Origin of the sequence: Vibrio sp. S12_S33, from assembly GCF_963889785.1 — a bacterium.
Taxonomy (GTDB): Bacteria; Pseudomonadota; Gammaproteobacteria; order Enterobacterales; family Vibrionaceae; genus Vibrio; species Vibrio aestuarianus.
The window spans coordinates 21,816-47,726 of record NZ_CAWPQZ010000025.1; the positions used below are offsets into that span (position 1 = coordinate 21,816).

Annotated in this window: 21 protein-coding genes and 1 other annotated feature; of the genes, 15 read left to right on the top strand and 6 right to left on the bottom strand. The window is 42.5% G+C overall.

Features of this window, described 5'->3' with window-relative positions; all coding sequences use genetic code 11:
- Positions 1-327: 327 nt before the first annotated feature.
- Together AACW06_RS12285 and gltB are read right to left on the bottom strand one after the other, a co-directional pair.
- The gene (locus AACW06_RS12285; protein ID WP_192075270.1) at positions 328-1,797 is read right to left on the bottom strand and encodes a glutamate synthase subunit beta; all 1,470 of its coding nucleotides are present in this window, start codon (positions 1,795-1,797) and stop codon (positions 328-330) included.
- Entirely contained in the window at positions 1,797-6,344 is a 4,548-nt protein-coding gene (gltB, locus tag AACW06_RS12290) for a glutamate synthase large subunit (RefSeq protein ID WP_192075271.1), read from the bottom strand. Before gltB ends, AACW06_RS12285 begins: the two co-directional genes overlap by 1 nt.
- A gap of 538 nt (positions 6,345-6,882) precedes the next feature.
- On the opposite strand from gltB, the gene AACW06_RS12295 reads away from it, so the two are divergent.
- From AACW06_RS12295 to AACW06_RS12305, 3 genes are all read left to right on the top strand, one after another.
- The gene (locus tag AACW06_RS12295) at positions 6,883-7,818 is read left to right on the top strand and encodes a TIGR01212 family radical SAM protein (protein WP_192075272.1); all 936 of its coding nucleotides are present in this window, start codon (positions 6,883-6,885) and stop codon (positions 7,816-7,818) included.
- Positions 7,819-7,914: 96 nt separating this feature from the next.
- Complete coding sequence (gene arcB / locus AACW06_RS12300; protein ID WP_192075273.1) at positions 7,915-10,254, top strand: aerobic respiration two-component sensor histidine kinase ArcB; 2,340 nt, start codon at positions 7,915-7,917, stop codon at positions 10,252-10,254.
- A 4-nt stretch (positions 10,255-10,258) separates the two neighbouring features.
- Complete coding sequence (locus tag AACW06_RS12305; RefSeq protein WP_192075274.1) at positions 10,259-10,714, top strand: hypothetical protein; 456 nt, start codon at positions 10,259-10,261, stop codon at positions 10,712-10,714.
- Positions 10,715-10,782: 68 nt separating this feature from the next.
- Here the strand turns inward: AACW06_RS12305 and arcA are convergent, their stop codons facing one another.
- Positions 10,783-11,499 (bottom strand): two-component system response regulator ArcA, encoded by a 717-nt coding sequence (gene arcA, locus AACW06_RS12310; protein ID WP_192075275.1) that lies wholly within the window; start codon positions 11,497-11,499, stop codon positions 10,783-10,785.
- Between the two features lie 710 nt (positions 11,500-12,209).
- Between arcA and AACW06_RS12315 the strand changes: the two genes are divergently transcribed.
- On the top strand, positions 12,210-12,695 hold the full coding sequence (locus tag AACW06_RS12315; protein WP_192075288.1) for a putative 4-hydroxy-4-methyl-2-oxoglutarate aldolase: 486 nt from the start codon (positions 12,210-12,212) through the stop codon (positions 12,693-12,695).
- Here the strand turns inward: AACW06_RS12315 and AACW06_RS12320 are convergent.
- Positions 12,692-13,156, bottom strand: coding sequence for a hypothetical protein (locus AACW06_RS12320; protein ID WP_192075276.1), 465 nt, complete (start codon positions 13,154-13,156; stop codon positions 12,692-12,694). The two genes, AACW06_RS12315 and AACW06_RS12320, sit on opposite strands and share 4 nt — an antisense overlap.
- A 285-nt stretch (positions 13,157-13,441) precedes the next feature.
- Here AACW06_RS12320 and thrL point away from each other — a divergent pair, with 285 nt between their 5' ends.
- The 4 genes from thrL (at position 13,442) to thrC (ending at position 18,318) form a co-directional block, all read left to right on the top strand.
- Positions 13,442-13,519: a thr operon leader peptide gene (gene thrL / locus AACW06_RS12325; protein ID WP_192075289.1), complete on the top strand. Its 78-nt coding sequence runs from the start codon at positions 13,442-13,444 to the stop codon at positions 13,517-13,519.
- Positions 13,455-13,574 (top strand) — a sequence feature (Thr leader region). Its footprint overlaps the gene before it by 65 nt.
- A gap of 29 nt (positions 13,575-13,603) precedes the next feature.
- Complete coding sequence (thrA, locus tag AACW06_RS12330) at positions 13,604-16,063, top strand: bifunctional aspartate kinase/homoserine dehydrogenase I (RefSeq protein WP_192075277.1); 2,460 nt, start codon at positions 13,604-13,606, stop codon at positions 16,061-16,063.
- Between the two features lie 18 nt (positions 16,064-16,081).
- A complete protein-coding gene (gene thrB / locus AACW06_RS12335) occupies positions 16,082-17,038 on the top strand; it encodes a homoserine kinase (protein ID WP_053310996.1) in 957 nt (318 codons plus the stop codon).
- Positions 17,035-18,318 carry a threonine synthase gene (gene thrC, locus AACW06_RS12340; RefSeq protein ID WP_192075278.1) on the top strand — a complete coding sequence of 428 codons (1,284 nt, stop codon included), beginning with the start codon at positions 17,035-17,037 and terminating at the stop codon, positions 18,316-18,318. Before thrB ends, thrC begins: the two co-directional genes overlap by 4 nt.
- Before the next feature lie 137 nt (positions 18,319-18,455).
- Here the strand turns inward: thrC and grcA are convergent, their stop codons facing one another.
- On the bottom strand, positions 18,456-18,833 hold the full coding sequence (grcA, locus tag AACW06_RS12345) for an autonomous glycyl radical cofactor GrcA (protein WP_053310811.1): 378 nt from the start codon (positions 18,831-18,833) through the stop codon (positions 18,456-18,458).
- Positions 18,834-19,155: 322 nt separating this feature from the next.
- Between grcA and nfo the strand changes: the two genes are divergently transcribed.
- The 3 genes from nfo to AACW06_RS12360 all read left to right on the top strand — a co-directional run bounded on the left by nfo (position 19,156) and on the right by AACW06_RS12360 (position 21,643).
- Entirely contained in the window at positions 19,156-20,049 is an 894-nt protein-coding gene (nfo, locus tag AACW06_RS12350) for a deoxyribonuclease IV (RefSeq protein WP_192075279.1), read from the top strand.
- A gap of 273 nt (positions 20,050-20,322) precedes the next feature.
- Positions 20,323-21,003 (top strand): uracil-DNA glycosylase, encoded by a 681-nt coding sequence (gene ung / locus AACW06_RS12355; protein ID WP_172531973.1) that lies wholly within the window; start codon positions 20,323-20,325, stop codon positions 21,001-21,003.
- Between the two features lie 88 nt (positions 21,004-21,091).
- A complete protein-coding gene (locus tag AACW06_RS12360; protein ID WP_192075280.1) occupies positions 21,092-21,643 on the top strand; it encodes a hemerythrin domain-containing protein in 552 nt (183 codons plus the stop codon).
- 47 nt (positions 21,644-21,690) lie between these two features.
- Here AACW06_RS12360 and AACW06_RS12365 read toward each other — a convergent pair whose 3' ends face one another.
- Positions 21,691-21,870 (bottom strand): DUF3545 family protein, encoded by a 180-nt coding sequence (locus AACW06_RS12365; RefSeq protein ID WP_192075281.1) that lies wholly within the window; start codon positions 21,868-21,870, stop codon positions 21,691-21,693.
- Positions 21,871-22,577: 707 nt separating this feature from the next.
- Between AACW06_RS12365 and AACW06_RS12370 the strand changes: the two genes are divergently transcribed.
- The 4 genes from AACW06_RS12370 to AACW06_RS12385 all read left to right on the top strand — a co-directional run bounded on the left by AACW06_RS12370 (position 22,578) and on the right by AACW06_RS12385 (position 25,872).
- Positions 22,578-24,005: an alanine/glycine:cation symporter family protein gene (locus tag AACW06_RS12370; RefSeq protein WP_172531975.1), complete on the top strand. Its 1,428-nt coding sequence runs from the start codon at positions 22,578-22,580 to the stop codon at positions 24,003-24,005.
- A 157-nt stretch (positions 24,006-24,162) separates the two neighbouring features.
- Positions 24,163-24,936 (top strand): peroxide stress protein YaaA, encoded by a 774-nt coding sequence (gene yaaA, locus AACW06_RS12375; RefSeq protein ID WP_192075282.1) that lies wholly within the window; start codon positions 24,163-24,165, stop codon positions 24,934-24,936.
- Positions 24,937-24,956: 20 nt separating this feature from the next.
- On the top strand, positions 24,957-25,100 hold the full coding sequence (locus AACW06_RS12380; RefSeq protein ID WP_168521133.1) for a DUF5363 family protein: 144 nt from the start codon (positions 24,957-24,959) through the stop codon (positions 25,098-25,100).
- On the top strand, positions 25,087-25,872 hold the full coding sequence (locus AACW06_RS12385) for a TatD family hydrolase (RefSeq protein WP_337923432.1): 786 nt from the start codon (positions 25,087-25,089) through the stop codon (positions 25,870-25,872). Before AACW06_RS12380 ends, AACW06_RS12385 begins: the two co-directional genes overlap by 14 nt.
- The last annotated feature ends 39 nt before the right edge of the window (positions 25,873-25,911 follow it).

A 25,911-nucleotide genomic window follows, 5' to 3' on the forward strand; every position in this document is an offset into this window, starting at 1 on the left:
TGTGCCATTTTTGATTTTAATTTTAACAAAAATGGTCAATTTAATTTTCACTGACCTCACAAGCTATAGCTTATTATGGATAAGGTCAAGTTCTTGGTGAAAAATCACGCTGGAATGCGATTTACCATGTAATTGTCTGAATTAAACTAATGGATTCAATGTGATAGTGTTTTTGTTGTTACTATTTATTAACAATTGAAATTGCATCTAATAAGAAAAACAACAAAAAAGGCCAGCAGGGAGTGCTGGCCAAAAAGTAAAAATTGGAAGGAATCGTTTGATTCAGACACTCTCCTACGTCGATAAACGCAGGAGAGTATTGAGCCGTTAGGCTGAAAGCATCAGCGAACTTGCTTTTGCTTCTAGGTTAGTACCACCCATCAGGTAGGCATCAATTTCACGAGCACACTCGCGACCTTCATTGATGCAGCGGACAACCAAAGATTGGCCAGTACGCATATCACCCGCTGCGAACACGCCTTTTTGGTTGGTTGCAAAACCTTGTGTAGCAACATTACCGCGCTCATCAAGTTTAATATCGAGCTGAGCAAGTACTCCATGCGGTTCCGGATGCAAAAAGCCCATCGCCAAGAAAGCCATATCACAAGCAATAACGCGTTCAGTGCCTGCAACTTCTTTAAACGTTGGACGTTCACTAGGAGCTGCATCTTGCCAAACGATGTCGGCAAGGCGTAGACCCGTGACTTGACCTTGTTCATTACCAATGAATTCTTTGGTTAAGATGTTCCAGTGACGTTCACAACCTTCTTCATGAGAAGTTGAGGTACGCAAGATCATTGGATACTGAGGCCAAGGCATATTTGCTGGGCGTTTATCTGCAGGCATTGGCATGATTTCAACTTGGGTAATGCTCGCTGCGCCATGACGATTTGATGTACCGACACAGTCAGAACCGGTATCACCACCACCAATCACCACCACGTGTTTGCCTTTCGCATGGATCTCTTCAGTTTTAAGATCCATGTCATTGGCGCGGCGGTTGTTTTGGCCGAGGAATTCCATGGCGAAGTGTACGCCTTTGAGTTCACGACCTGGGATTGGTAGGTTGCGTGGCACAGTTGAACCACCAGTGAGCAATACGACATCAAACTCTTGGCGTAGCTGTTGTGCATTAACATCGACACCAATGTGCTGGTTGACTTTAAACTCAACCCCAGCTTCTGCCATCAGGTTAATTTTGCGATCAATTATATCCATACCGAGTTTGAAATCAGGAATACCAAAGCGCAGTAACCCTCCCACTTTTTCATCGCGTTCAAACACGGTTACGGAGTGACCTGCGCTGTTGAGCTGTTCTGCGGCGGCTAGACCAGCAGGACCCGAGCCGATAATGGCAACAGTTTTCCCGGTGCGTGAGCGAGGCGTTTTAGGCTTCGCATAGCCTTCACGGTAAGCGGTCTCAACAATGGTTTTTTCGATATTACAGATGGTGATTGGATCTTGGTTAATCCCAAGTACACAAGCACTTTCACAAGGTGCAGGGCAAACACGTCCTGTAAATTCAGGGAAGTTATTGGTTGAGCTTAAGATTTTCCAAGCTTCTTCCCAACTGTCGCGATACACCGCGTCATTGAATTCAGGAATAATGTTACCGATCGGGCAGCCGTTATGACAAAATGGCACGCCACAGTCCATACAGCGAGAAGCTTGAGTGTTAATCTTGCTGCCAAATTCTTCATTGAGAACAAATTCTTTGTTGTCTTGAATACGAACTGAAGGGTCGAGCTTCTGCGGAAGCTCGCGACCATGTTCTAAAAATCCAGTAGGCTTACCCATTATACGGCCTCCACTTCTTCCGTTTGTACTTGCTCAGCTTCAGCCTTACGCTTTTGAAGTACAGCTTTGTAATCACGCGGCATTACTTTGACCATATCAGTCAAACTTGCTTCAAAATTGTTGAGGAATGACTGAGCGACTTCACTTCCTGTGAATTGAACATGCTTGGACAGCATTTCACGCAGCAGATCTTTATCTTCTTGCTCTAGTGGATCCAGATCAACCAGTTCAGGGTTGAGTTTGGACTCGAAGTCACCGGCTTTGTTCCAAACGTATGCAACACCGCCACTCATACCAGCCGCAAAGTTGCGACCTGTTGAACCTAATACAACCGCAACGCCGCCAGTCATGTATTCACAACCGTGATCACCAACCCCTTCGACAACCACTTTCGCTCCAGAGTTACGGACACAGAAACGTTCACCAGCTAAGCCGCGAATGTAAGATTCACCAGAAGTCGCGCCGTAGAAACAAACGTTACCGACAACAATGTTATCTTCAGCAATAATTGTTGAACGTGCGTCAGGGTAGAGCACCAATGTACCGCCAGATAAACCTTTACCCCAGTAATCGTTCGCATCACCTTCTACTTCAAATTTGACGCCTTTAGCTAAGAAAGCACCAAAAGATTGACCCGCAGAGCCGTTAAACTTGACGTTCATCGGTTGTGGTAAGCCTTGGTCTTTGTACACTTTCGAAATTTCATTCGAGAGCATGGTTCCAGTGCTGCGATCTGTATTGACGATAGGGAACGTTGCATTAACCGCTTCACCTTTCTCTAACGCTGGAATCGCTGCTTGAATCAACTGACGGTCCAGTACATTTTCAAGTTGGTGATTTTGCTTGGTTTGGCAATAGATACCATCTTCTGCGCGTGGCTGTTCAATATAAAGCACCGGTGACAAGTCAAGGTTCTTATATTTCCAGTGGTTGATGTCTTCGCGAACTTTCAATTTATGTGACTGACCAACCATTTCATCAATGGTGCGGAAGCCAAGTTCAGCCATCACTTCACGCAGACCCTCAGCCATGTAATGGAAGAAGGTAACAACATCTTCTACGCGACCATCGAAACGTTCACGTAGTGTTTTGTTTTGAGTTGCAATGCCGACAGGACAGGTGTTTTTATGACACTTACGCATCATGATACAGCCTTCAACAACAAGTGCAGCTGTTGCGATCCCCCACTCTTCTGCACCAAGCAAGGTTGCTACAGCTAAGTCACGAGGTGTCTTCATCTGGCCATCGCTTTGTACAACAATACGGTTGCGTAGACCATTTTTAAGCAACGTCTGGTGAGTTTCAGCCAGACCAAGTTCCCATGGCAAACCAGTATGGCGGATTGATGACATTGGCGATGCGCCTGTACCACCATCAAAACCGGCGATAAGTACCACATCTGCTTTTGCTTTTGCTACGCCTGAAGCAATAGTACCGACACCTGCTTCCGACACGAGTTTCACATTGACACGGCCCGTACGGTTAGCGTTTTTCAAGTCGTAGATAAGCTGAGCCAAATCTTCGATTGAGTAAATATCATGGTGTGGTGGTGGTGAAATCAGGCCGACTCCAGGAGTAGAGTGACGAGTTGCACCGATCCAATCGTCGACTTTATCGCCTGGAAGTTGTCCACCTTCACCCGGTTTAGCACCTTGAGCCATTTTGATTTGTAGCTCATCAGCATTAGTGAGGTAGTAAGACGTCACACCAAAGCGACCAGAAGCAACCTGTTTAATCGCTGAGCGTTCCCAGTCACCGTTTTCTTTACGCTCGAAACGAGTTGGGTCTTCACCACCTTCACCAGAGTTCGATTTCGCACCGATACGGTTCATCGCAACCGCTAAGGTTGAGTGAGCTTCGTAAGAGATTGAACCAAAAGACATCGCACCGGTTGCAAAACGCTTTAAGATATTTTCCACAGGCTCGACTTCAGCAAGCGGAATAGAGCCAGCTGGATTTTTTACAAAGTCAAGTTGGCTACGCAGCGTTGCAGCGTTGTCACCTTGAGAATCAACAGCTTGGGCATATTGCTTGAACTGCTCGTAATCTTTATTGCGAGTCGACTGTTGCAGTAGCGAGATAGTTTCTGGGTTAAATAGGTGTTTTTCACCTCGTTGTTTCCACTGATAAACACCACCCACATCCAATACTTGTACTGGCACTTCACGAGTTGGGTAACCAACACGGTGACGAACCAATACTTCTTTTGCGATGTCATCAATGGTTAAACCTTGAATACGAGAAACCGTGCCAGTGAAGTATTTATCGACCACCGATTTGCTGATCCCCAGAGCTTCAAAGATCTGTGCACCGTGGTAAGACTGCAGCGTTGAGATACCCATTTTAGAGAAGATTTTCAGCAGACCGCCATTAATCCCTTTACGGTAATTAGCAAACAACTCTTTAGCCGATGTATTTGGATCCAGTTTTTTGGTGCGTTGCAGTTCAATAATGGTTTCAATAACCAAGTAAGGGTTAACCGCGTTTGCACCATAGCCAATTAAGGTCGCGAAGTGGTGCGTTTCACGCGCATCACCCGTTTCAACCACAATGGCACATTTCGCACGCAAACCTTTACGGATTAAGTGGTGATGAACCGCGCCTACTGCCAACATAGCAGGGATAGCTGCATGGTTGGAGTTTACCGCTCGGTCAGTCAGTAAGATGATTGAATAACCGTCAATGACAGCATCTTCAGCATATTGGCAAATACGTTTAAGAGCACGTTCTAGCTTGCCCTGATCCTCATTTGCTTGGAATACGATATCTAATGTCTTCGCTTGAAGGTGCTCGTTATCAATCGCACGTAATTTTTCAAGTTCAGAGTTAGAAAGAACAGGAGATTCCAATTCTACTTTTTGGCAGTGAAGGGCCGTTTCAGTCAGTAGGTTTTGATCTTTACCTAGATAGGTGTTTAAAGACATCACCATACGCTCACGGATCGGGTCGATCGGTGGGTTGGTTACCTGAGCAAATAACTGCTTGAAGTAGTTAGAAAGGTGCTGAGATTGATGCGATAACACCGCCAATGGCCAGTCAGCACCCATAGCAGAAAGTGGCTCGTAACCCGTTTTTGCCAATGGAAGAATGATTTCATTCACTTCTTCAGAGCTGACACCGAATGACTGTTGACGAGACATCAAGCGTTCTGGCGTTGGTTGGCTATACTGGTTGCTTGCCTCTGGTAACTTATTCAAGCTTAATAGGTTGTCTTCAACCCATTTTGCATAAGGCTGGGCGCTGGCAATGGTATCTTTTACTTCTTCATCTGAGATGATACGGCCTTGTTCAAGGTCGGCAACAAAGATACGGCCAGGCTGCAAACGACCACGATATTCAACGTTTTCTGGAGCAATTTCAACTACACCAGACTCAGATGCCATGACCAAGAAGTCATCTTTAGTGACGGTATAGCGAGAAGGGCGTAGACCATTTCGGTCTAGTGTGGCACCTACTTGAACCCCGTCAGTGAAACAAACAGAGGCTGGGCCATCCCATGGTTCCATAAGGTTTGCGTGGTATTGATAGAATGCACGACGCGTTGGATCCATGTGTTTATTTTCTTGCCACGCTTCTGGGATCATCATCATTAACGCGTGTGGCAAGCTGCGGCCTGAAAGCACTAAAAGTTCCAGTGCCATATCGAAGTTTGATGAGTCTGAGCTGCTTTCCTGACAAATAGGAAGTAGCATATCAATTTCGGCTTGACTAAAGAGATCCGATTCAAGGATCGCTTCACGCGCTTTCATCCAGTTCAAGTTTCCGCGAACGGTATTGATCTCACCATTGTGAGCGATATAACGGAAAGGTTGCGCCAAGCGCCATTTCGGGAATGTATTGGTAGAGAAGCGAGAGTGTACTAGTGCAAGCGCTGTCACCATGGTTGGATTTTGTAGGTCAAGGAAGTACTGTGGTACTTGCTCTGTCGTTAGCTGACCTTTATAAACCAAGGTTTTATATGACATTGAGTTGATGTAAAAATCATCCCCAATGTTTGAAATACTTTCTAAGCAAACACGAACGGTGTAGTTTCGTAATACATAAAGTTTACGTTCCAGCTCTTCTGGCGTGGTGCTTGGGCCGCCAGAGATAAACACATGTTCAAATTGTGGTTCAGTGCTAAGCGGATCGGCACCGATCATTGAGTTGTCGGTAGGAAGAACACGGTAGCCAATCACTTCTAATTCTAGACGCTTAGCGTTGCGTTCTAAAATATCACGACATTGTACGCGTTTGTGCTCATCTTTAGGAAATAGCACTACACCGACACCGTATTTTTCAAAAGAAGGTAGCTTAATACCTAGTTTAACGGCTTCTTCCAGTAAAAATTCATGAGGTTTTTGTAGCAAAATACCGGCACCGTCACCTGAGCATGGGTCACAGCCTTGTCCGCCACGGTGTTCCATGCGAGCAAGCATGTCCAGTGCTTGAGTCACAACCGCGTGAGACTTACGGTTTTTTAAGTGAGCAACAAAACCGATACCACAAGCGTCATGCTCCAATTCAGGAGTATATAGACCTCGTGAATTCTGCTCTCTATCTACCATAGATACATCCTTCCAGTTCAATTTAGACACACGTTGGCTAAGGCATACTTAGCGATGCGGCTTGTCCTTTAATTGTTATTAATTTAAACCCACCGATGATTGGCGAGTTTGAGTCCTTTCCGTTTCTCACAGGAAAAATATTGCGAGAAAAACATTCCTTAGTGATATTCAATTTATTAATACCACTTTGTAGTGGTTTATATAGGTGAGTGCTGAATATCACCGATTTTTCCGCATCTATTTGTGTAATAAAAATCACAAAAAATAGGGCGGTTGTGTAAGTATCCTACAATTTGTTTTTGGGAATTCCAACGAAAACTCGCTTTAGTCGCCCATTTTTTTCGTTAAAAATGCATATTTCGTTTAACAATGTCGCAACATTACGCAAATAACACAGTTTTTCTGCATGTTTATTGATTTTTATTATGTGGCATTGTGTTTGAAAGGGGTAATCTTTGTGGATTTAATTTGCAGGGATGTAATTTAGTTACATTAATCGAATTGATATTCATTACTATCTATGAGTGGTTTTTCATCAATGCAATTGCACCAACTGGTTAATACTATTGGCCAAGATCTTCAGCGACGTTACGGCGAAAAAGTTCATAAGCTCACCTTACATGGTGGCTTTAGTTGTCCAAATAGGGACGGCACGATTGGTCGAGGAGGGTGCACGTTCTGTAACGTCTCTTCTTTTGTCGATGAACAAACTCAAATCCAGAGTATTGAACAACAACTGACCGATCGGGCCGATGAAGTTAAGCGCGCCAAAAAATATTTGGCGTATTTTCAGGCTTACACCAGTACTTACGCTGAAGTTCAGGTGCTGAAAAATATGTATCAACAAGCACTCAAAGCGGCAGATATTATTGGCTTGTGCGTAGGTACTCGCCCTGACTGTGTACCAGATGCCGTGTTGGATCTGCTTTCTGGTTACGTGCAACAAGGCTATGAGATTTGGCTTGAACTGGGGTTACAAACGGCTAATAACGACACGTTGAAACGTATCAATCGTGGTCATGATTTTGAATGTTATGCCGAGATCACCCAGCGAGCACGTGTGCTTGGTATTAAAGTCTGCACGCATTTAATTGTTGGGTTACCTAAGGAGACCCGAGATGACAATGTAGAAACCTTACAGCAAGTTCTAGCGGTTGGAACCGATGGCATTAAGTTGCATGGGTTACATATTGTAGAAGGTAGCACTATGGCCAAAGCTTGGCGTGCTGGAAAGTTAGAAGCCCCAGCTTTAGAGGAATACGTTTCGATCGCGAGTGAACTGATTCGTATGACCCCGCCTGAAGTGGTGTATCACAGAGTCTCTTCTGCCGCCCGTCGGCCGACATTGCTAGCTCCGCTTTGGTGTGAAAATCGCTGGTTGGCGATGACCGAAATTGGCCGAGCATTGGATAAAGATGGCGCTCAAGGCTCATTATTAAATAGACCGTTTGTCTATTCCCTACCAAATAGTTAAATATTCGATATTTTAACAAATCCCTGTGATTACTTGGCTGACGAATTAGCGATAAACACGTTAGACTAGCCATACTGTTATCGCATGGAGCATTTAATGAAACCCATGAAAAATCTTGCCCAGTATTATGTCGACCTATTGGTTAAGCTGGGCATTCTTCGTTTCTCCATTCTACTTGCTCTTGCGCTGGTTGCACTGGCGGTTGTGGTGCAAGTTGGAATCACTTTAGTTCTCAACGGTTACGTGGATGATATCGATATTGTACGCTCGGTATTCTTTGGCTTGCTGATCACGCCGTGGGCGGTTTACTTTCTGTCGGTCGTTGTTGATCAACTGGAAGAGTCACGTCAGCGTCTTTCCAAATTGGTTTCAAAATTGAAAGATATGCGTTTGCGAGACCAAGAATTGAACTACAAGCTGCAACAAAATATTGTCAAACTAAACCAAGAAATTGATGAAAGAATCAAAGCTGAAGAAGCTCGTGAAGAGGCGATGGTAGATTTAGAAAATGAAGTCTATCAACGTGAAAAAACCCAGCTTGAACTTGCAGAGCGAACTGCTTTATTACGTTCGTTTATTGATGCCTCTCCTGACTTAATCTATTACCGCAATTATAACGGTGTATTTTCTGGTTGTAACCGCGCTATGGAAGAGCTAACAGGTAAGCGAGAAAATCAATTGGTCGGCCTTACGCCTTGGGATGTCTACAGCAAAGAAGTTGCACAACAGATAGTCGAAACAGACGAAAGAGTATTTGCAAACAACCAAGCTCTGACTTATGAACAGTGGCTCGAATACCCAGATGGTCGTAAGAACTATTTTGAATTGCGTAAAGTGCCTTTTTACAGCAAAGATGGCCGTCATTTAGGCTTGGTCGGTTTTGGCCGTGATATTACTGAGCGTAAACGTAACCAAGAATCTTTAGAAAAGGCGAGTCGTGACAAGACCACCTTTATTTCGACCATCAGTCATGAGTTACGCACGCCGCTCAATGGCATTGTAGGGCTAAGTCGAATGCTACTTGATAGCACGTTAACTCCTGAACAACGTAAGCACATGCAAACCATCAACGTCAGTGCCATCACGTTGGGCAATATCTTTAATGACATTATTGACATGGATAAGTTTGATCGCCGCAAACTTGAGTTGCTTCCTGCGCCGTTAAATTTTGAAGAGTTTGTTGCGGAAATTGAAAGCATTTCTGCGTTGATGGCAGAGCAGAAAGGGCTACGGTTTGATCTTGAAAGGCTTAGTGATTTACCTGCTGCGATCGAAGTTGATGCCACTCGCTTGCGCCAAGTCTTATGGAATTTAATCAGTAATGCGATGAAATTCACCAAAGAAGGTGGTGTAGTGATGACTGTAAGCGCCGATGTGGAAGATCAATTTGCCCATATTGTAATGGAAGTTGAGGATACCGGTATTGGGATTCCTGAAGCTGAACTTGATAAAATATTTGCAATGTATTACCAGGTTAAATCTGGTAAGGACAACCTACATGCAGTTGGAACGGGGATCGGTCTTGCAGTTTCTCGCCAGTTAATTAATTTAATGGATGGCGATATTTCAGTAAGTAGTGAAGAAGGGTTCGGAAGTACGTTTACAGTGTCGATTCGCGTTCCTTTATCGCAAGATGTGCATTTTCAGCCACTAATCTCTGTCCCTCAAAGAAGTTTAAATATCTTTATGGTTGAAGATATAGAACTCAATGTCACCGTGGCTCGCTCACTACTTGAAAGTTTAGGTCATACGGTCTCCGTTGCAATGACTGGTGAAGAGGCCTTACAAATGTTTGTGCCCGAAGAGTACGACTTGGTTTTTTTAGATATTCAATTGCCGGATATGACGGGTTTTGATGTTGCGGCTTATTATCGAGACAAGTATTCTAAATTGCCACCATTGGTTGCACTAACGGCTAATGTTCTGAAGAATAAAACGGAATACTTACAAAAAGGCATGGATGATGCGATAAGCAAACCGTTGTCTGTCTCTGCCGTTCAAATGATCATTGCAAAGTTTACAGACCGTGAGTTAGTGGCTGACTTGCCGCAACCTGAAGATAAAACGGTGGAAGATAGTAGTGAAGTGAGCACGCACTTACTGGATATTGATATGCTTGAATCCTATGTTGATATCGTTGGACCAAAACCCGTTTTGGAAAGTATCCAGATGTTCGAAGAGATGATGCCCAGCTATATCGAAGTGCTTGATTCGAATATGGTCGCCAAAGATCAGGCTGGAATTGTCTCTGAAGCACACAAAATTAAAGGTGCAGCAGGCTCGATAGGCCTTAAACATATTCAAAATGTAGCTCAAAAAGCGCAATCGCCAGACTTGCCCGCGTGGTGGGAAAATATAGGTGATTGGGTTGATGAAATCAAAAATGGTTATCAGCACGATATCCAAGTATTAAAACAATGGTTAGCTCAAAGGTAATATTATGAAAAAAATTGCATTGGCTTCACTCGCTATGGCCTTGTTAGCTGGATGTGGCTCTCCACAAATCGATTGGCAACAAGATAACCTAGCGGTGGTATCAAATATCACCATTGGGCTAAAAAGTACTTTATGGATGAATCAAATGCCAGCAATCAGTGATGAAGAGACGCCTGCAGCACCAGCTTTACATGGCATTTTAAGATTAGATTCATCAGCGGTATTACCTGCTAATTTAACCGTTGATGCATTGGTTATTCAGCAAGGTAGCCGCAGTTGGATTGTGGATAGTGATTCACTGGAATTACGTACTTACAGTGAGAATCAGTGGGAAGTCGTCTTTGAACGTAAAATAGAAGCAAATACGGATGAAGCTGTGGATATCGCGTTGCAGTTGAGTGATGGCGAAAAAGCGCAGTGGTTGGTTGACCGTGGCGTAATGATAGATAATGTCTATTAAGCTTATTGATAACAAAAAGCCCTTTAACGTGAGTTAAAGGGCTTTTTAATCAGCATAATGAGAGGTTATTAGCCCTCTAGGTCACCACAAAAGCGGTAGCCTTCGCCATGAATCGTGGCGATGATTTCAGGAGTTCCTGATACTGACTCAAAATGCTTACGGATACGACGGATGGTCACATCAACAGTACGATCATGAGGCTTAAGTTCACGACCGGTCATTTTCTTCAATAGGTCAGCACGAGTTTGAATTTTACCTGGGTTTTCACAGAAGTGTAGAAGTGCACGGAATTCTGAACGTGGTAACTTGTATCCTTCGCCATCAGGATTAACCAAAGAGCGGCTGTTGATATCTAAAACCCAACCATTGAATTCGTACTTCTCAACACTACGCTTTTCTTCTTGCGTGGTATTGGCATTCATTGATCGGCTTAAAAGGTTACGAGCACGAATGGTTAATTCTCGTGGGTTAAATGGCTTCGTGATGTAGTCATCCGCGCCAATTTCTAGACCAAGAATTTTATCGACTTCGTTGTCACGACCAGTCAGAAACATTAGCGCAACATTCGCTTGTTCACGAAGTTCGCGAGCTAACAGAAGGCCATTTTTACCTGGTAAGTTGATGTCCATAATTACCAAGTTTATTGAGTTATCAGACAGTGCGTGGTGCATTTCTTCACCGTTACTGGCTTCAAAAACAGCGTATCCCTCTGCTTCAAAAATACTCTTAAGAGTGTTACGAGTTACTTGCTCATCTTCAACGATAAGGATCTGCGGGGTTTGCATTGGCGGTACCTAAACTTGTGAAAAAATTGTGCTAATAGAATTAATTCTAGGCAAAAAACGTAACATACAGGTAATCTGTTGTTAAATCATAAACCAAAGTTTTGAAAAATACACTTACTTCAGTCGCCCGCCATCCATAGATATCTTTAGCATCGAGGTCTCCGTGCCCTCTATTATTCTATTAGTTTCTGACGCGGATTCTATAATGTTAACAGCATGCTAACAATGACTGAATGTTAATTCCAATCACTTTGTTGATTTACATCAATAGTTCTAATGTAACAAATATTAATAGTCTTGCTCAGTTGTAAACTTACGGAATATTTCCCAATACGAGATGCGAGCTTTGAACATCACTCGATTTGATATTTTGAGTGAACAATAAGCACGTCAAGTCTTAACCTGCTTTTGTGATAAGGTGGAACCCGCTTGATAGATTCTTGTCAAAAAATGAGAATTGCGTAAAAAATCAACGTTTACAGATGTGAAATACGTACTATGATAAAATCCATTAGTATGAAAATCCGGTATTTTGCTGACATTTAGGTAGTAAATGTTGTTTATTCTATGCAAGTGTTGCTTTGCATCGTGTTTAGATTATTTGAGCAAAGTGTTATGCATTGTGGGAGTGAATTCCGTTCCTAGCTTTAACAAACCTCCTCCACAATCGCTTAAATTCAAAATAATTAACAATAATCCAAGGAAGAATGATGATAGATATAACGCCAGATATTTGTGACAAATATGAGTCACAAGTGACTTTATTAAACTTACCTCTGCAAACGTTTGGTCTCAAAAGCGCATTTTGGGGAGAAATTGTTACTGTACGTTGTTATCACGACAACTCGAAAGTTCGTGATGTTTTGAGTCAAAATGGCAAAAGCAAAGTATTGGTTGTTGATGGTAATGGTTCTTGCCATAAGGCGTTGCTAGGTGATCAGCTAGCGATTATGGCCATAGAAAATGAGTGGGAAGGAATCATTGTATATGGCGCTGTACGTGATGTGGGTATGCTTTCGCAAATGGACCTTGGGATTAAAGCTCTAGGTGCTTGCCCGATTAAGACTGAGAAAAAAGGAGCAGGTGAAGTGAATGTAACCCTGACTATTCTCAAGCAGATGATTCAACCTGGCGATTACATTTATGCCGATTGGAATGGTGTTTTAACATCAACTCAAGCTTTGGATTGGAACTAAAAACGGAATCCGAGCCCAAACTCAACACCCTGCTGCCACTCTTGATAATCGAGAGTGGCGTGCAAGTCGATATTTTCAGAGATCTGCAGTCGGCTGGAAAGTTCAGCAGAGACTGCATCAGCTCGCTTATCATTTTCTGGTGTACTATTTGCTGAACGCAAGGTACTTTTTAACGATAGCTTCGGGGTTAATTGATAACGAATGCCACTTAGAAAGCCACCACTTTCACTGTTCCCTGAATTATTGATTCTTGTTCCAACATACACATCCAAATCTTCAAATATGCTGTAAGAATAGCCACTATCAATTGTCCAGCTGTCAAAGCTTTGGCTATCACTTTCACTTGAAACAAATAGTCGATGTGACGACTTAACTTGCTCTGAAGGCAGTAACGGCAACATGTTCGCCATACTAGGTAAAGAGATAACAAAAGACAAAGCAAGCGTGATCGTCAACTTCATTCATCTCTCCTTATGTTTATTATTTTGGGGTACTGCATCCACTGCACTGACCATAATTAAAGCACAAAATATCATCAATGACAGGTAGATTTATATGGCATTTAGTTATTTGCTTATTAGATTTGCTATCGAATTGGTTATGTAACAAGTTTCATTTGTGAGGTTTGGTTTTTGACTCACTACGCTGTGGTGTTAGTTAAAAAATAACAGATTTTAATTGACTAATGATCACTAAATAAGGTAAACGTAGAGGCAAGCAAATACACGAGTATAGAAAGTTTTCCTATGTTACAGCACAGCCTAATAGTAATGACCACCACCATTATTATTACCGACATTACACATGTTGGGGTGGGCTGCTAAGCGAAAATTTTTTTCAAAAAAGGCCTGTATCCCACCAGATACAGGCCTTTTTTTATACCAATTTAGAATGTTTTGGAGGAAGGGATGCGAGTATTAAAGTTTGGAGGTTCATCGTTAGCTGATGCTGATCGTTTTTTAAGGGCAGCTGATATCATTGCTAACAATGCGCAACAAGAAGAAGTCGCCGTGGTTTTGTCTGCACCAGGCAAAACCACCAATAAATTGGTAGCGGTTATTGAGAGTGCTTTACGTGATGGTGAGGCTGAACTGCAAATTGCAGAGCTTGAATCATCATTTCAAGTGCTATTTTCAGCCATTAAAGCACAAGTTCCCACTGTTGATGGCAGCGCATTTGATAACCAAGTAAAAACATCACTCTCTCAATTGCGCCAGTTTGTGCATGGTATGAGTTTGTTGGGTATGTGCCCCGATAATGTTAATGCTCGTATTATCAGTAAAGGTGAACGAATCTCCATCCAACTGATGAAGGCTGTACTTGAAGCTAAGGGGCAAGCGGCATCGCTAATTGATCCTGTTGAGTATCTTTTTGCTCAAGGCGATCACCTTGAGGCGATGGTTGATGTTGAAATTTCTACGCAAAACTTTAAACAGAAGCCTCTACCACATGATCACGTTAATATCATGCCTGGTTTTACCGCTGGTAATGAAAAAGGTGAATTGGTCTGTTTAGGTCGTAATGGTTCTGATTACTCAGCGGCTGTGCTGGCTGCTTGTTTACGCGCCGACTGCTGCGAGATTTGGACTGATGTGGATGGGGTGTATAACTGTGATCCTCGCCTAGTTGATGATGCTCGTTTACTCAAGTCGTTGAGCTACCAAGAAGCGATGGAGCTTTCTTACTTTGGTGCTTCCGTTTTGCATCCAAAAACCATTGCCCCTATTGCGCAATTCCATATCCCTTGTCTGATCAAAAACAGTTTCAATCCGCAAGGTGCTGGCACATTAATTGGCCAAGATACAGGCGAAGATAAGCTGGCGATAAAAGGTATTACCACACTCAATAACTTGACGATGGTTAACGTTTCAGGCCCAGGTATGAAAGGCATGGTCGGTATGGCTAGTCGAGTCTTTGGTGCTATGTCCGCAGCCGGTGTTTCGATTGTTTTGATCACTCAGTCTTCTTCAGAGTACAGCATTAGCTTCTGTATTGAGGCGCAAGACAAAGCACTTGCGAAAAAAGCGTTGTCAGAAGCTTTTGAGCTTGAGCTAAAAGATGGCTTACTGGAGCCTGTAGAGTTCATGAATGATGTGGCGATTGTAACGCTAGTGGGCGACGGGATGCGCACTTCTCGTGGTGTTGCTTCGCAGTTCTTTGCTTCGTTAGCCGAAGTTCACGTTAATATCGTGGCGATTGCTCAAGGCTCTTCTGAACGAGCAATTTCTGCCGTAATCCCTGAAGACAAAATTGCAGAAGCGATTAAAGCGTGTCATGAAAATCTCTTCAATTCTAAGCATTTCTTGGATGTGTTCGTGGTGGGTGTTGGTGGTGTTGGTGGTGAACTTGTTGACCAGATCAACCGCCAGCAAGCAACGTTGGCCGAAAAAGGCATCATTATCCGTGTGTGCGGCCTTGCTAATAGTAAAGGTTTGTTGCTTGATAGTGATGGTATTCCCCTTGAGTATTGGCGAGACAGAATGTCGGCGGCGAGTGAAGAGTTTAGTCTTGCGAGGTTAATTTCTCTTGTGCAGCGCAACCATATTATTAACCCTGTGCTTGTCGATTGTACTTCTAGCGAAGTGATCGCTAATCAATATGCTGAATTTTTAGCGGCGGGTTTCCACGTAGTTACTCCGAATAAGAAAGCGAACACAGCGAGCATGGCTTATTACCATCAGTTGCGAGAGGTGGCCCGTAGCTCTCGTCGTAAATTGATGTATGAAACAACAGTTGGCGCAGGCTTACCCGTAATTGAAAACCTACAAAACCTGATTGCTGCAGGTGATGAGCTTGAAAAATTCAACGGTATTCTCTCTGGATCGCTTTCTTTCATTTTCGGTAAGCTAGATGAAGGGATGACACTAAGCCAAGCCACTACACTGGCTAAAGATAAAGGGTTTACAGAGCCAGATCCTCGTGATGATTTGTCGGGTATGGATGTTGCGCGCAAACTGTTGATTCTCGCTCGTGAAGCGGGAATGCCTTTAGAGTTAGATGACGTACAAGTTGATCTTGCTCTACCACCTGGCTTTGATATTTCAGGAAGTGTTGAAGAGTTCATGGCTCGTTTACCCCAAGCTGATGCGTATTTCCAAGATTTATCTTCGAAAGCGGCCGAAGAAGGTAAGGTTCTACGTTATCTAGGTGAAATCGCGGATGGGAAATGTAAAGTACGTATTGCCGCCGTGGATGAAAATGACCCTATGTTCAAAGTCAAAGATGGTGAAAATGCTCTTGCCTTCTTCAGTCGTTATTATCAACCAATTCCACTCGTTCTGCGTGGCTATGGTGCGGGTACTGAAGTGACAGCAGCAGGCGTCTTTTCAGATGTGATGCGTACACTGGGTTGGAAATTAGGAGTTTAGTCAATGAGTTCAAGTGATATGGGAGTGGTGGTTTACGCTCCGGCTTCTATCGGTAATGTCAGTGTAGGCTTTGATGTGTTAGGTGCTGCTGTGTCACCGATTGATGGAAGCTTGCTTGGTGACCGCGTTCAGATCAAAGCGGGAAGCGAACCTTTTGTATTGAAAACTGCGGGTAGCTTCGTCGCCAAATTGCCAGAAAACCCAAAAGAAAATATTGTGTATGATTGTTGGGTCGTGTTTGCTCGAGAGCTTGAAAAGAAAGGTATTGCACTTAAGCCACTCGAAATGACGCTAGAAAAAAACATGCCGATTGGTTCAGGGCTAGGATCGAGCGCATGTTCAATTGTGGCTGCGCTCGATGCACTCAATCGTTTTCATGATTTACCTTTGAATGAAACTGAGCTTCTTGCGTTGATGGGCGAGATGGAAGGCCAAATTTCCGGTGGTGTGCATTATGATAATGTTGCGCCGTGTTATCTTGGTGGTGTGCAATTAATGCTCGAAGAACTTGGTATTATCAGTCAAGAAGTGCCTTGTTTTGATGATTGGTATTGGGTCATGGCTTACCCGGGTATAAAAGTGTCTACTGCCGAAGCTCGCGCTATTTTACCTTCTCAATATCGTCGGCAAGACATTATTGCTCATGGTCGTCATTTAGCTGGATTTATCCATGCTTGCCATTCTGGACAGCCAGAACTTGCAGCGAAAATGATCAAAGACGTGATCGCCGAACCATATCGTGAGAAACTGCTTCCTGGTTTTGCTGATGCTCGCAAATATGCGATATCGGCAGGTGCATTGGCGACGGGTATCTCTGGTAGTGGCCCAACATTATTTAGTATTTGCAAAGAAAAAGATGTCGCGCAGCGTGTCGCTCGCTGGCTGGAACAAAATTACGTACAAAATGAAGAAGGATTCGTCCATATTTGTCGTTTAGACAAAAATGGTTCGACCGTTACAGGAAGTTCGCTATGAAGCTTTACAACATAAAAGAAAATGATGAACAAGTCTCTTTTGGCCAAGCTGTGCGCCAAGGTTTAGGTCGTAATCAGGGACTGTTTTTTCCATCTGAATTACCAAAGTTTGATGATATTGATGCATTTTTAGCAGAAGATTTTGTTTCTCGTAGCACTAAAATTCTATCTGCAATGATTGGTGATGAGTTACCAGTAGAGCAAGTAAATGCAATGGTTGATGCTGCTTTCCAATTTCCAGCGCCAATCAAATCAGTGAAAGATGGTATTTATGCGTTAGAGCTTTTCCATGGCCCAACACTGGCATTTAAAGATTTTGGTGGCCGTTTTATGGCGCAATCTTTAGCCGCAGTATCTAACGGCGGAAAAATTACGATTTTAACTGCTACATCTGGCGATACAGGTGCGGCTGTGGCACATGCATTCTATGGCATGGAAGATATTAATGTGGTTATTCTTTATCCGAAAGGGAAGATCAGCCCGCTACAAGAAAAACTGTTTTGTACACTTGGTAACAATATCCACACAGTTGCCATTAACGGTGATTTTGATGCCTGTCAGGCACTGGTGAAGCAAGCATTTGATGATGCGAAGCTGCGCCAAGAGATAGGCCTTAATTCCGCTAATTCAATTAATATCAGTCGCTTAATGGCACAGATTTGTTACTACTTTGAAGCGGCAGCGCAGATGAGTAAGTCAGAGCGTGAAAACTTGGTTATTTCAGTACCAAGTGGCAACTTTGGTAACTTAACGGCTGGCTTATTAGCTAAGGCATTAGGCTTGCCAATTAAACGCTTTATTGCTGCAACCAATGCTAATGATACTGTCCCTCGCTACCTAGAAACAGGCGAGTGGGATCCAAAACCAACAGTGGCAACGACTTCAAATGCGATGGATGTTAGCCAACCAAACAACTGGCCGCGTATTGAGGAGCTATGTCGACTCAAAGGTTGGGGATTAGATACTCTTGGAAAAGGTGCGGTATCTGATGAGCAAAGTGCAGAGTCAGTGCGCGAGCTTTATGCGTTGAATTACCTTTGTGAACCACATGGTGCAATTGCCTATCGACTATTAGATCAACAGTTGCAAGAAGGTGAAACTGGTCTGTTCTTGTGTACTGCGCATCCAGCCAAGTTCAAAGAAGTCGTTGATGAAGTATTAGCAACAGATATTGAACTACCAGCGCCATTAGCTAAACATGCTGTAATGGAGTTGTTGTCGGAAGAGCTAGATAACGACTTTGATGCATTGAAAGCGGTACTCCGAAAAGTTCAGCCTTAAGGCAATACTTGATTTTCTGATGTAAAAATCAGGAAATCAGGTTCCATCCATTAGTTGTATTTTTTCTCTGATGTAAGTAATAAAAATGGCGCTCTATGAGCGCCATTTTTGCATCTAACGAATCAATTTTTTATTGATTATAGAGTCTCAGTAAATGTACGAGCAATCACATCACGTTGCTGTTCAGTCGTTAATGAGTTAAAACGTACCGCGTAACCCGATACACGGATAGTTAGCTGTGGGTACTTTTCTGGGTGTGCAACAGCATCTTCTAGCGTTTCACGCTTAAGAACGTTCACGTTCAGGTGTTGGCCACCTTCGATGCGAGGTGCAGTTTCGATAGCTACTTCACGGCTTTCGTATTCACCAAGATCGCTTGCCGCGATAATTTGATTTGCTTCGTAGCCTGCGTTTGCTGCAACACAACGAGCTTCGTTCTTTTCGTTATCAAGCAACCAGATAGAATTAAGTAGGTTGTCGTTTGCTGCTTTTGTAATTTGAATGCCTTGGATCATTACTATCTCCTAGTCCACCTTAGTGGTGTTATTGGTGTTAACTTTCGAATTTTGTTGAGCTCAGTATTATATAGCTAATATCCATGATATTAATATTGATTTAGGTCAAAAAACAACTAAAAACATTAAATTTATGGTGGTTGATTTTTTGATTTGAATCAATAAATCTTTTAAAAACAATAGTTTTAATTTTATTTTAAACTATAAAAAATATTTTAACGGTCATTTTGTTGTAATTTTACTACATAAATAGAGTGGGTTTGACCTGCTCAATGTAAAATCAGACAATTAGAAACTAATGTTGAAAGTATAAAGTGATTTAATGACAAACAGAAAACAAGGTATCGGAAATAAGTTTATTGGGGCTCATGTATCTGCCACCGGTGGTGTCGATCAAGCCCCACTAAGAGCAAGAGAAATTGGAGCTAATGCATTTGCCTTGTTTACTAAAAATCAACGGCAATGGGTGGCTAAGCCTTTAGAGGAGGCAACCATTCGTGCCTTTAAGGCCAATTGTTTGATGCTAGGGTTTAATTCAGAGCACATTCTGCCGCATGACTCCTATCTGATTAACTTGGGTGCTCCAGAAGCGGATAAGCTCGAAAAATCACGGCAAGCTTTTATCGATGAAATGGAGCGCTGCCAACAACTTGGATTGACGCTACTTAATTTTCACCCTGGCAGCCATCTAAAAAAAGTGTCGGAAAGCGAGTGTCTTGCCACTATTGCCGAGTCGATCAATTTGGCACATCAAGCTGTACCTGATGTGATTGCTGTTATTGAAAATACAGCTGGGCAAGGTACCAATTTAGGGTGGCGTTTTGAGCATTTGGCGCAAATCATTAAACAAGTGAATGACAAATCACGAGTTGGGGTGTGTTTGGATACTTGTCACACCTTTACTGCTGGTTATGACCTACGCACGACAGAGGCTTGTGAGGCGACGTTTGCTGAGTTTGATCGCGTCGTCGGTATGCACTATTTGCGGGCAATGCATATTAATGATTCAAAATCAGAATTTGCTAGTCGAGTCGATCGCCATCATTCACTGGGGAAAGGGGAAATCGGTTGGGCCTGTTTTGAATATATTGCGAAAGACTCACGATTTGATGGTATCCCTTTGATTTTAGAAACGATTGATCCTGATATTTGGTCACAAGAAATCCAGACACTAAGGCAATTTCATGTTGAATCGCTTTCAATAATTGAATCGTAATTAAAGTTGGCATCTTTCTTTCATAGTGGCTTATGCATAGCTAAGTCTGTAATGAAGGAGGATGCCACTATGTTTCATTCAATGCCACGTACTGTAAATACTCACAGACCTGTTCGACTACCAATACCTAACCGCCATGTTACGGGGCAAGGACATGCTCGAACGCCGCAACAAAAGTCTCATTAATCAGCTAAAGCTCTGTGAAGTTGACTCATGCAGTAATGAGTATTTGTGGGTACAATGTTAGCCATACTTACTTCACAGGGCTCTTTTATGACTCAATCACTGACTTGGCATGATGTTATCGGCCACGAAAAGCAACAAGACTATTTTCAGCAAACAATGGCGTTTGTAGAAAAAGAAAGGTCGTCAGGGAAAGTCATTTATCCTCCAGCTAATGATGTGTTCAACGCATTTCGTTTTACTGAATTTGATGAAGTCAAAGTGGTTATCCTAGGGCAGGATCCTTACCATGGACCAAAGCAAGCACATGGGTTGTGCTTTTCTGTATTACCAGGGGTGAAAACGCCACCTTCTTTAGTCAATATGTATAAAGAATTGGCGCAGGATATTCCGGGTTTTCAAATTCCCTCGCATGGATATTTGAAAAGTTGGGCGCAACAAGGGGTGTTGTTACTCAATACGGTTTTGACCGTTGAACAAGGTCAGGCTCATTCGCATGCCAATACGGGGTGGGAAACGTTCACAGATAGAGTCATAGATGCTGTTAATCAGCAGTGTGATGGAGTGGTATTTTTATTGTGGGGAGCTCATGCCCAGAAAAAGGGCCGTATGATCGATCGCAGCAAACATCATGTATTAATGGCTCCTCATCCTTCTCCTCTATCGGCCCATCGAGGCTTCTTTGGTTGTAAACATTTCTCTCAAACGAATCAATTGCTTATCCAGCAAGGTAAAGAGCCTATTAATTGGCAACCTCTGCTCGATGAATGATGATTTGATGTTTTTTCGAGCAGTGTCAAAGCGTGGAGTGCAATCCTTTTATACACTTAGCTAAAGTTATGTGTAATGGAGAAGCACAATGATGATTGAAAGGATCCGAAGAGAGCATGGCTACATGGCGCGCTTGCTTGCAATTTTGCGTAGTAAATTGCACCAACTCAAGAATGAGCAAAGTGTTAACTATGCGTTGCTCAGAGAAATTGTAGATTATCTGGGGAGCCACTCCGAAACAGTACACCACCCGAAAGAAGACATCATTTATCGCTACTATATTGAACACTATGGTCAACAAAATGAGATCGAAAATTTAGAGAAAGAACACTCGGAACTATCGAGTATAACCCATGGTTTCCTTGATATTGTCGATATGATTTTGCAAGATGCAGTGGTTCCACAGCATGTATTCATTGAGCAGTTAGAAGCGTTTATCTCTTCCCAGAAGCAGCATTTAGAACTTGAAGAGCAGTCGATACTTCCATTGATTACTCAAACCTTTACCATTGCGGATTGGCAAGCGGTAGAGGTTCAATGGAGTCAATCAGAGGATGATCCGGTATTTGGTGAAACGATTGCAGAACAGTATCAGCAACTGGCTCAGCGAGTGAGACAAACCGCTTCTGAATGCCAATAACGCGCAGTGAAAAAAGAGGCATCTACTCAAGATGCCTCTTTTTTCGGTTAAATTTTACTCAGTTCTGCTTCGAAGCAGACATCCATCTCCATCAATTCTTTTTGCAATCGTTTTTGATCTTGAATTAATTCTATTTCTCGCCACATTCGCTTTACTGGTTTAGCGCGGCTGGAGCGTATTTTCGTGATTTCCATTTCCAACATTTCGTCAAATTGCAAGCCTTCCATAAGCAACCTCTTGTTGTTGTGATTACGCCATGTCGTGCATTCTAGATAGCACATTTTCACTTAGCCTAACTATGATTTGTTTCTCATTTGTTTCCTTTTTATGAAGCTTTTATTGGATTTTGAACAGAATTTCACATTTTCAGTTGAGATGTTTGGTATGAAAAGCGAGCGATTAACTAAAGCAAACGATTTTATTTATATTTGAGAATGTTAATTAATTGTTGTTTTGAGTATTTTGACGTGGGTGGGTGGTTTTTTTTTGAGCGCTTAACGAAAAATAATTATCTAATTATGCAAAATTCTTTAATCAATCGAATGAACCCTTGATTCTCAATGGTTGAGATTAAGTTGATGCAACTGAGTTTCTATGGTTGTTTTTTATTCTGTAATGTTGGTGTTTTGGTTGTTATTTGTTTTACCTTTGTTGGGGTTCTGATTGGCTTTATGTTAACTGAAGGTGATTTTATGGTGAAAAATAACATTTTAACTAAACTTGATGCATATTGATTTTTAACCTTTCAGGTTGCATTATCCGTTCGTCAAAAAATACGCGGCCTCTGCAAAATGTGAGATCTCTCGCGTTTTGGATGAATAGAACACATCTAATAATATCGATAAAAGCATGCTCGAAAGGATGTTGAACGAGACATGTGTGTTCTTTCATTAAATTTTCTGCGGCCAGCGCTATCACTCTATGAGAGGTTCTTGTGACAGACTTAATCAATTTAATGAATGATCTACTTTGGGGATCAATTCTTGTTTATCTTTTAGTTGGTGTTGGGGTTTACTTCACCGTTCGCTTAGGGTTTATCCAGTTTCGCCACTTTGGCCACATGTTCAGTGTGCTAAAAAATAGCCGTAAAGCAGACAAAGCGGGTATCTCCTCTTTTCAAGCATTATGTACTAGCCTTGCTGCTCGTGTCGGTACCGGAAACATGGCGGGGGTTGCTGTTGCTCTAACCGCTGGTGGGCCTGGTGCTATTTTCTGGATGTGGTTAATCGCCATGTTAGGTATGGCTACTTCTTTTGCAGAAAGTACGCTTGCTCAGTTGTACAAAACTCGTGACAAAGATGGTAACTATCGTGGTGGGCCAGCCTACTACATGGAAAAAGGTCTTGGCATGCGTTGGATGGGGGTATTGTTCTCTATCTTCCTTATTATCGCTTTCGGTTTGGTGTTCAATGCCGTTCAAGCAAACTCCATTGCTGGGGCAATGAATAACGCATTTGGCTTTGAACCGCTTCATGTGGGTATTTTCATTGTTGCGATTTCAGCCTTTGTTATTTTTGGTGGTATTCGAAAAATTGCACGCACCGCTGAATTGATTGTGCCTTTCATGGCATTAGCCTATCTAGCGATAGCAATGTTTGTGATGGTAACCAATATTGAAAAATTGCCAGCCGTGCTCACGTTGATTTTCAAGAGTGCATTTGGTTTGCAAGAAGCTGCTGCGGGTGGTTTGGGTTACGCAATTGCACAAGCGATGATCAACGGTATCAAGCGTGGTTTGTTCTCAAATGAAGCGGGTATGGGTTCTGCACCAAATGCCGCGGCATCTGCAACTCCTTATCCGCCGCATCCTGCTTCACAAGGTTATGTGCAAATGTTGGGTGTGTTTATCGATACTATCGTGATCTGTTCAGCGACGGTTGCCATTATCCTAATGTCTGGGGAATATGTACCACATGGTGAAATTACGGGTATTGAATTAACTCAGCGCGCGTTAAGTTCTCAAGTTGGTAGTTGGGGGAGCATCTTTGTTGCACTTGCGATTTTCTTCTTCGCCTTTACTTCCATTATTGCTAACTACTCCTATGCTGAAACCAACCTCATCTTTTTAGAGCATAACAATAAGAAAGGGTTAACAGTTTTCCGAATTGTATTCCTTTCTATGGTGATGTTTGGTTCTTTGGCTACGTTGCCAACCGTATGGGCAATGGCGGATGTTTCGATGGGCTTGATGGCGATTGTTAACTTAGTGGCGATTCTGCTGCTGTCTGGCATCGTAATTAAACTGGCGAAAGACTATAACCGCCAGTTAAAGGCAGGTAAAGTCCCAACCTTTGATGCCAATGAGTATCCAGAGCTAAAATCCCAGTTAGAAGATGGTATTTGGGATAACAACAATAAATAACCATTGTTACGAACAATTGAATAGATTGGCAAAGCCATGCAGACACTGCATGGCTTTTTTTGTACTCTGTTATCCATAAGATGAATTGAAGTTGTTGACTGCTTTGATTTAATAACCTCAACTCAGGTTAAATAATAAATATAGAGGAAAGAAAGGTATGCTCATTGTTCTATCTCCAGCTAAAACGTTAGATTACGAATCTCCGCTAGTCACCAATAAATTCACTCAGCCTGAACTCGTCGATCATTCCGCGGAGCTCATTGAAGTATGTCGTCGTCTAACCCCTAGCGACATTTCTCAATTAATGAAGGTCAGTGATGAAATTGCTGGCTTGAATGTGGCACGTTTTGCTCAATGGAGTAAACCCTTCACTACAGATAATGCAAGGCCTGCTATTTTGGCTTTCAAAGGCGATGTTTATACTGGTTTTAAGGCTGAAACGCTATCGGATGCTGACTTTGATTATGCTCAACAGCATCTAAGAATGTTGTCTGGTTTGTACGGCCTGTTGAAACCGCTTGATTTAATGCAGCCCTATCGTTTGGAAATGGGAACGAAATTGAGCAATGTGAGAGGAGCTAATTTGTATCAGTTTTGGGGAGATATCATTACTGATAAGTTGAACCAAGCTCTGCAAGATCAAGGGGATAATGTATTGATTAATTTAGCCTCTAATGAATACTTTAAAGCCGTCAATCATAAAAAGTTAGATGGTCAGATCATTACTCCCGTTTTTAAGGATTGTAAAAAAGGACAATATAAGGTCATCAGTTTTTATGCGAAAAAAGCGCGCGGCATGATGGCGCGTTATATCATCGATAATCAGGTGTCCTCGCTTGAGCAATTGACTCAGTTTGATCGTGCAGGTTACTATTTTGTTGAACAAGAATCTTCAGCGACTGAGCTCGTTTTCAAGCGTGAAGAGCAGTAATGATATAGTTAGGTGGTAATATGTGGCAGTGGTTGAAAAGACAAATCTCACGTTATGATCGTTGGTGCGAAAGTATGGGGCTGACACCGGATAAAAAGCGCAGTTGTGTCCCTTATCGACAAGACCCGGCTACGGATAAAGAGACTAAACGTGAGCATCAGTAAGTTACGTCTGTTTGATACTCATTGCCATCTTGATTTTTCTGTTTTTTCTGAAAATGTTGATCTACACATTAAACTTGCTCAGAAATCTGGAGTTGAGAAATTACTGGTTCCAGCGATTGGTCCAAGTAATTGGCAGCGAGTTGCTCAGTTGGCGGAAAGTTATCCTGCTCTCTATTTTTCTTTAGGTTTTCATCCTTATTTTTTATCTCAATCATCACATTCTTATATAGATCAGTTTGAACAAGCGTTAGATAACAGACACGACAAGTGCCTTGCTTTAGGGGAATGTGGTCTTGATTTCGCTATAGACGTTGACTCTAAATTGCAAGAATCGATGTTTGAAGTTCAAATTGAGTTGGCGAAAAAGACGGCTTTACCTCTTATTATACATAGCCGTAAAGCTCACAATCGTGTTCTTCAACTTTTGAAAAAACACCACTTTAACCAAGGTGGAATATTACACGCCTTTTCCGGAAGTGAGCAGCAAGCCAAGCAGTTTATTGATCTTGGCTTTAAAATTGGAGTAGGGGGAATCATCACCTATCCAAGGGCCAATAAAACGCGTTTGGCCATTTGTGCTTTGCCTATCGAAAGTTTAGTGCTTGAAACGGATGCACCAGACATGCCATTGAATGGCTTGCAAGGCAAAGTGAATCACCCTAAATATTTGTCAATTATTGTGCAAACGCTTGCTTTACTAAGGGGACAGTCAGAACAATCGATTGCTGAGGTTTTATGGGAAAATAGCCACTCACTGCTATTTTCTTTGTGAATGAATTCGAAATGAAATGTATGGCTAGTGATTTTTGTA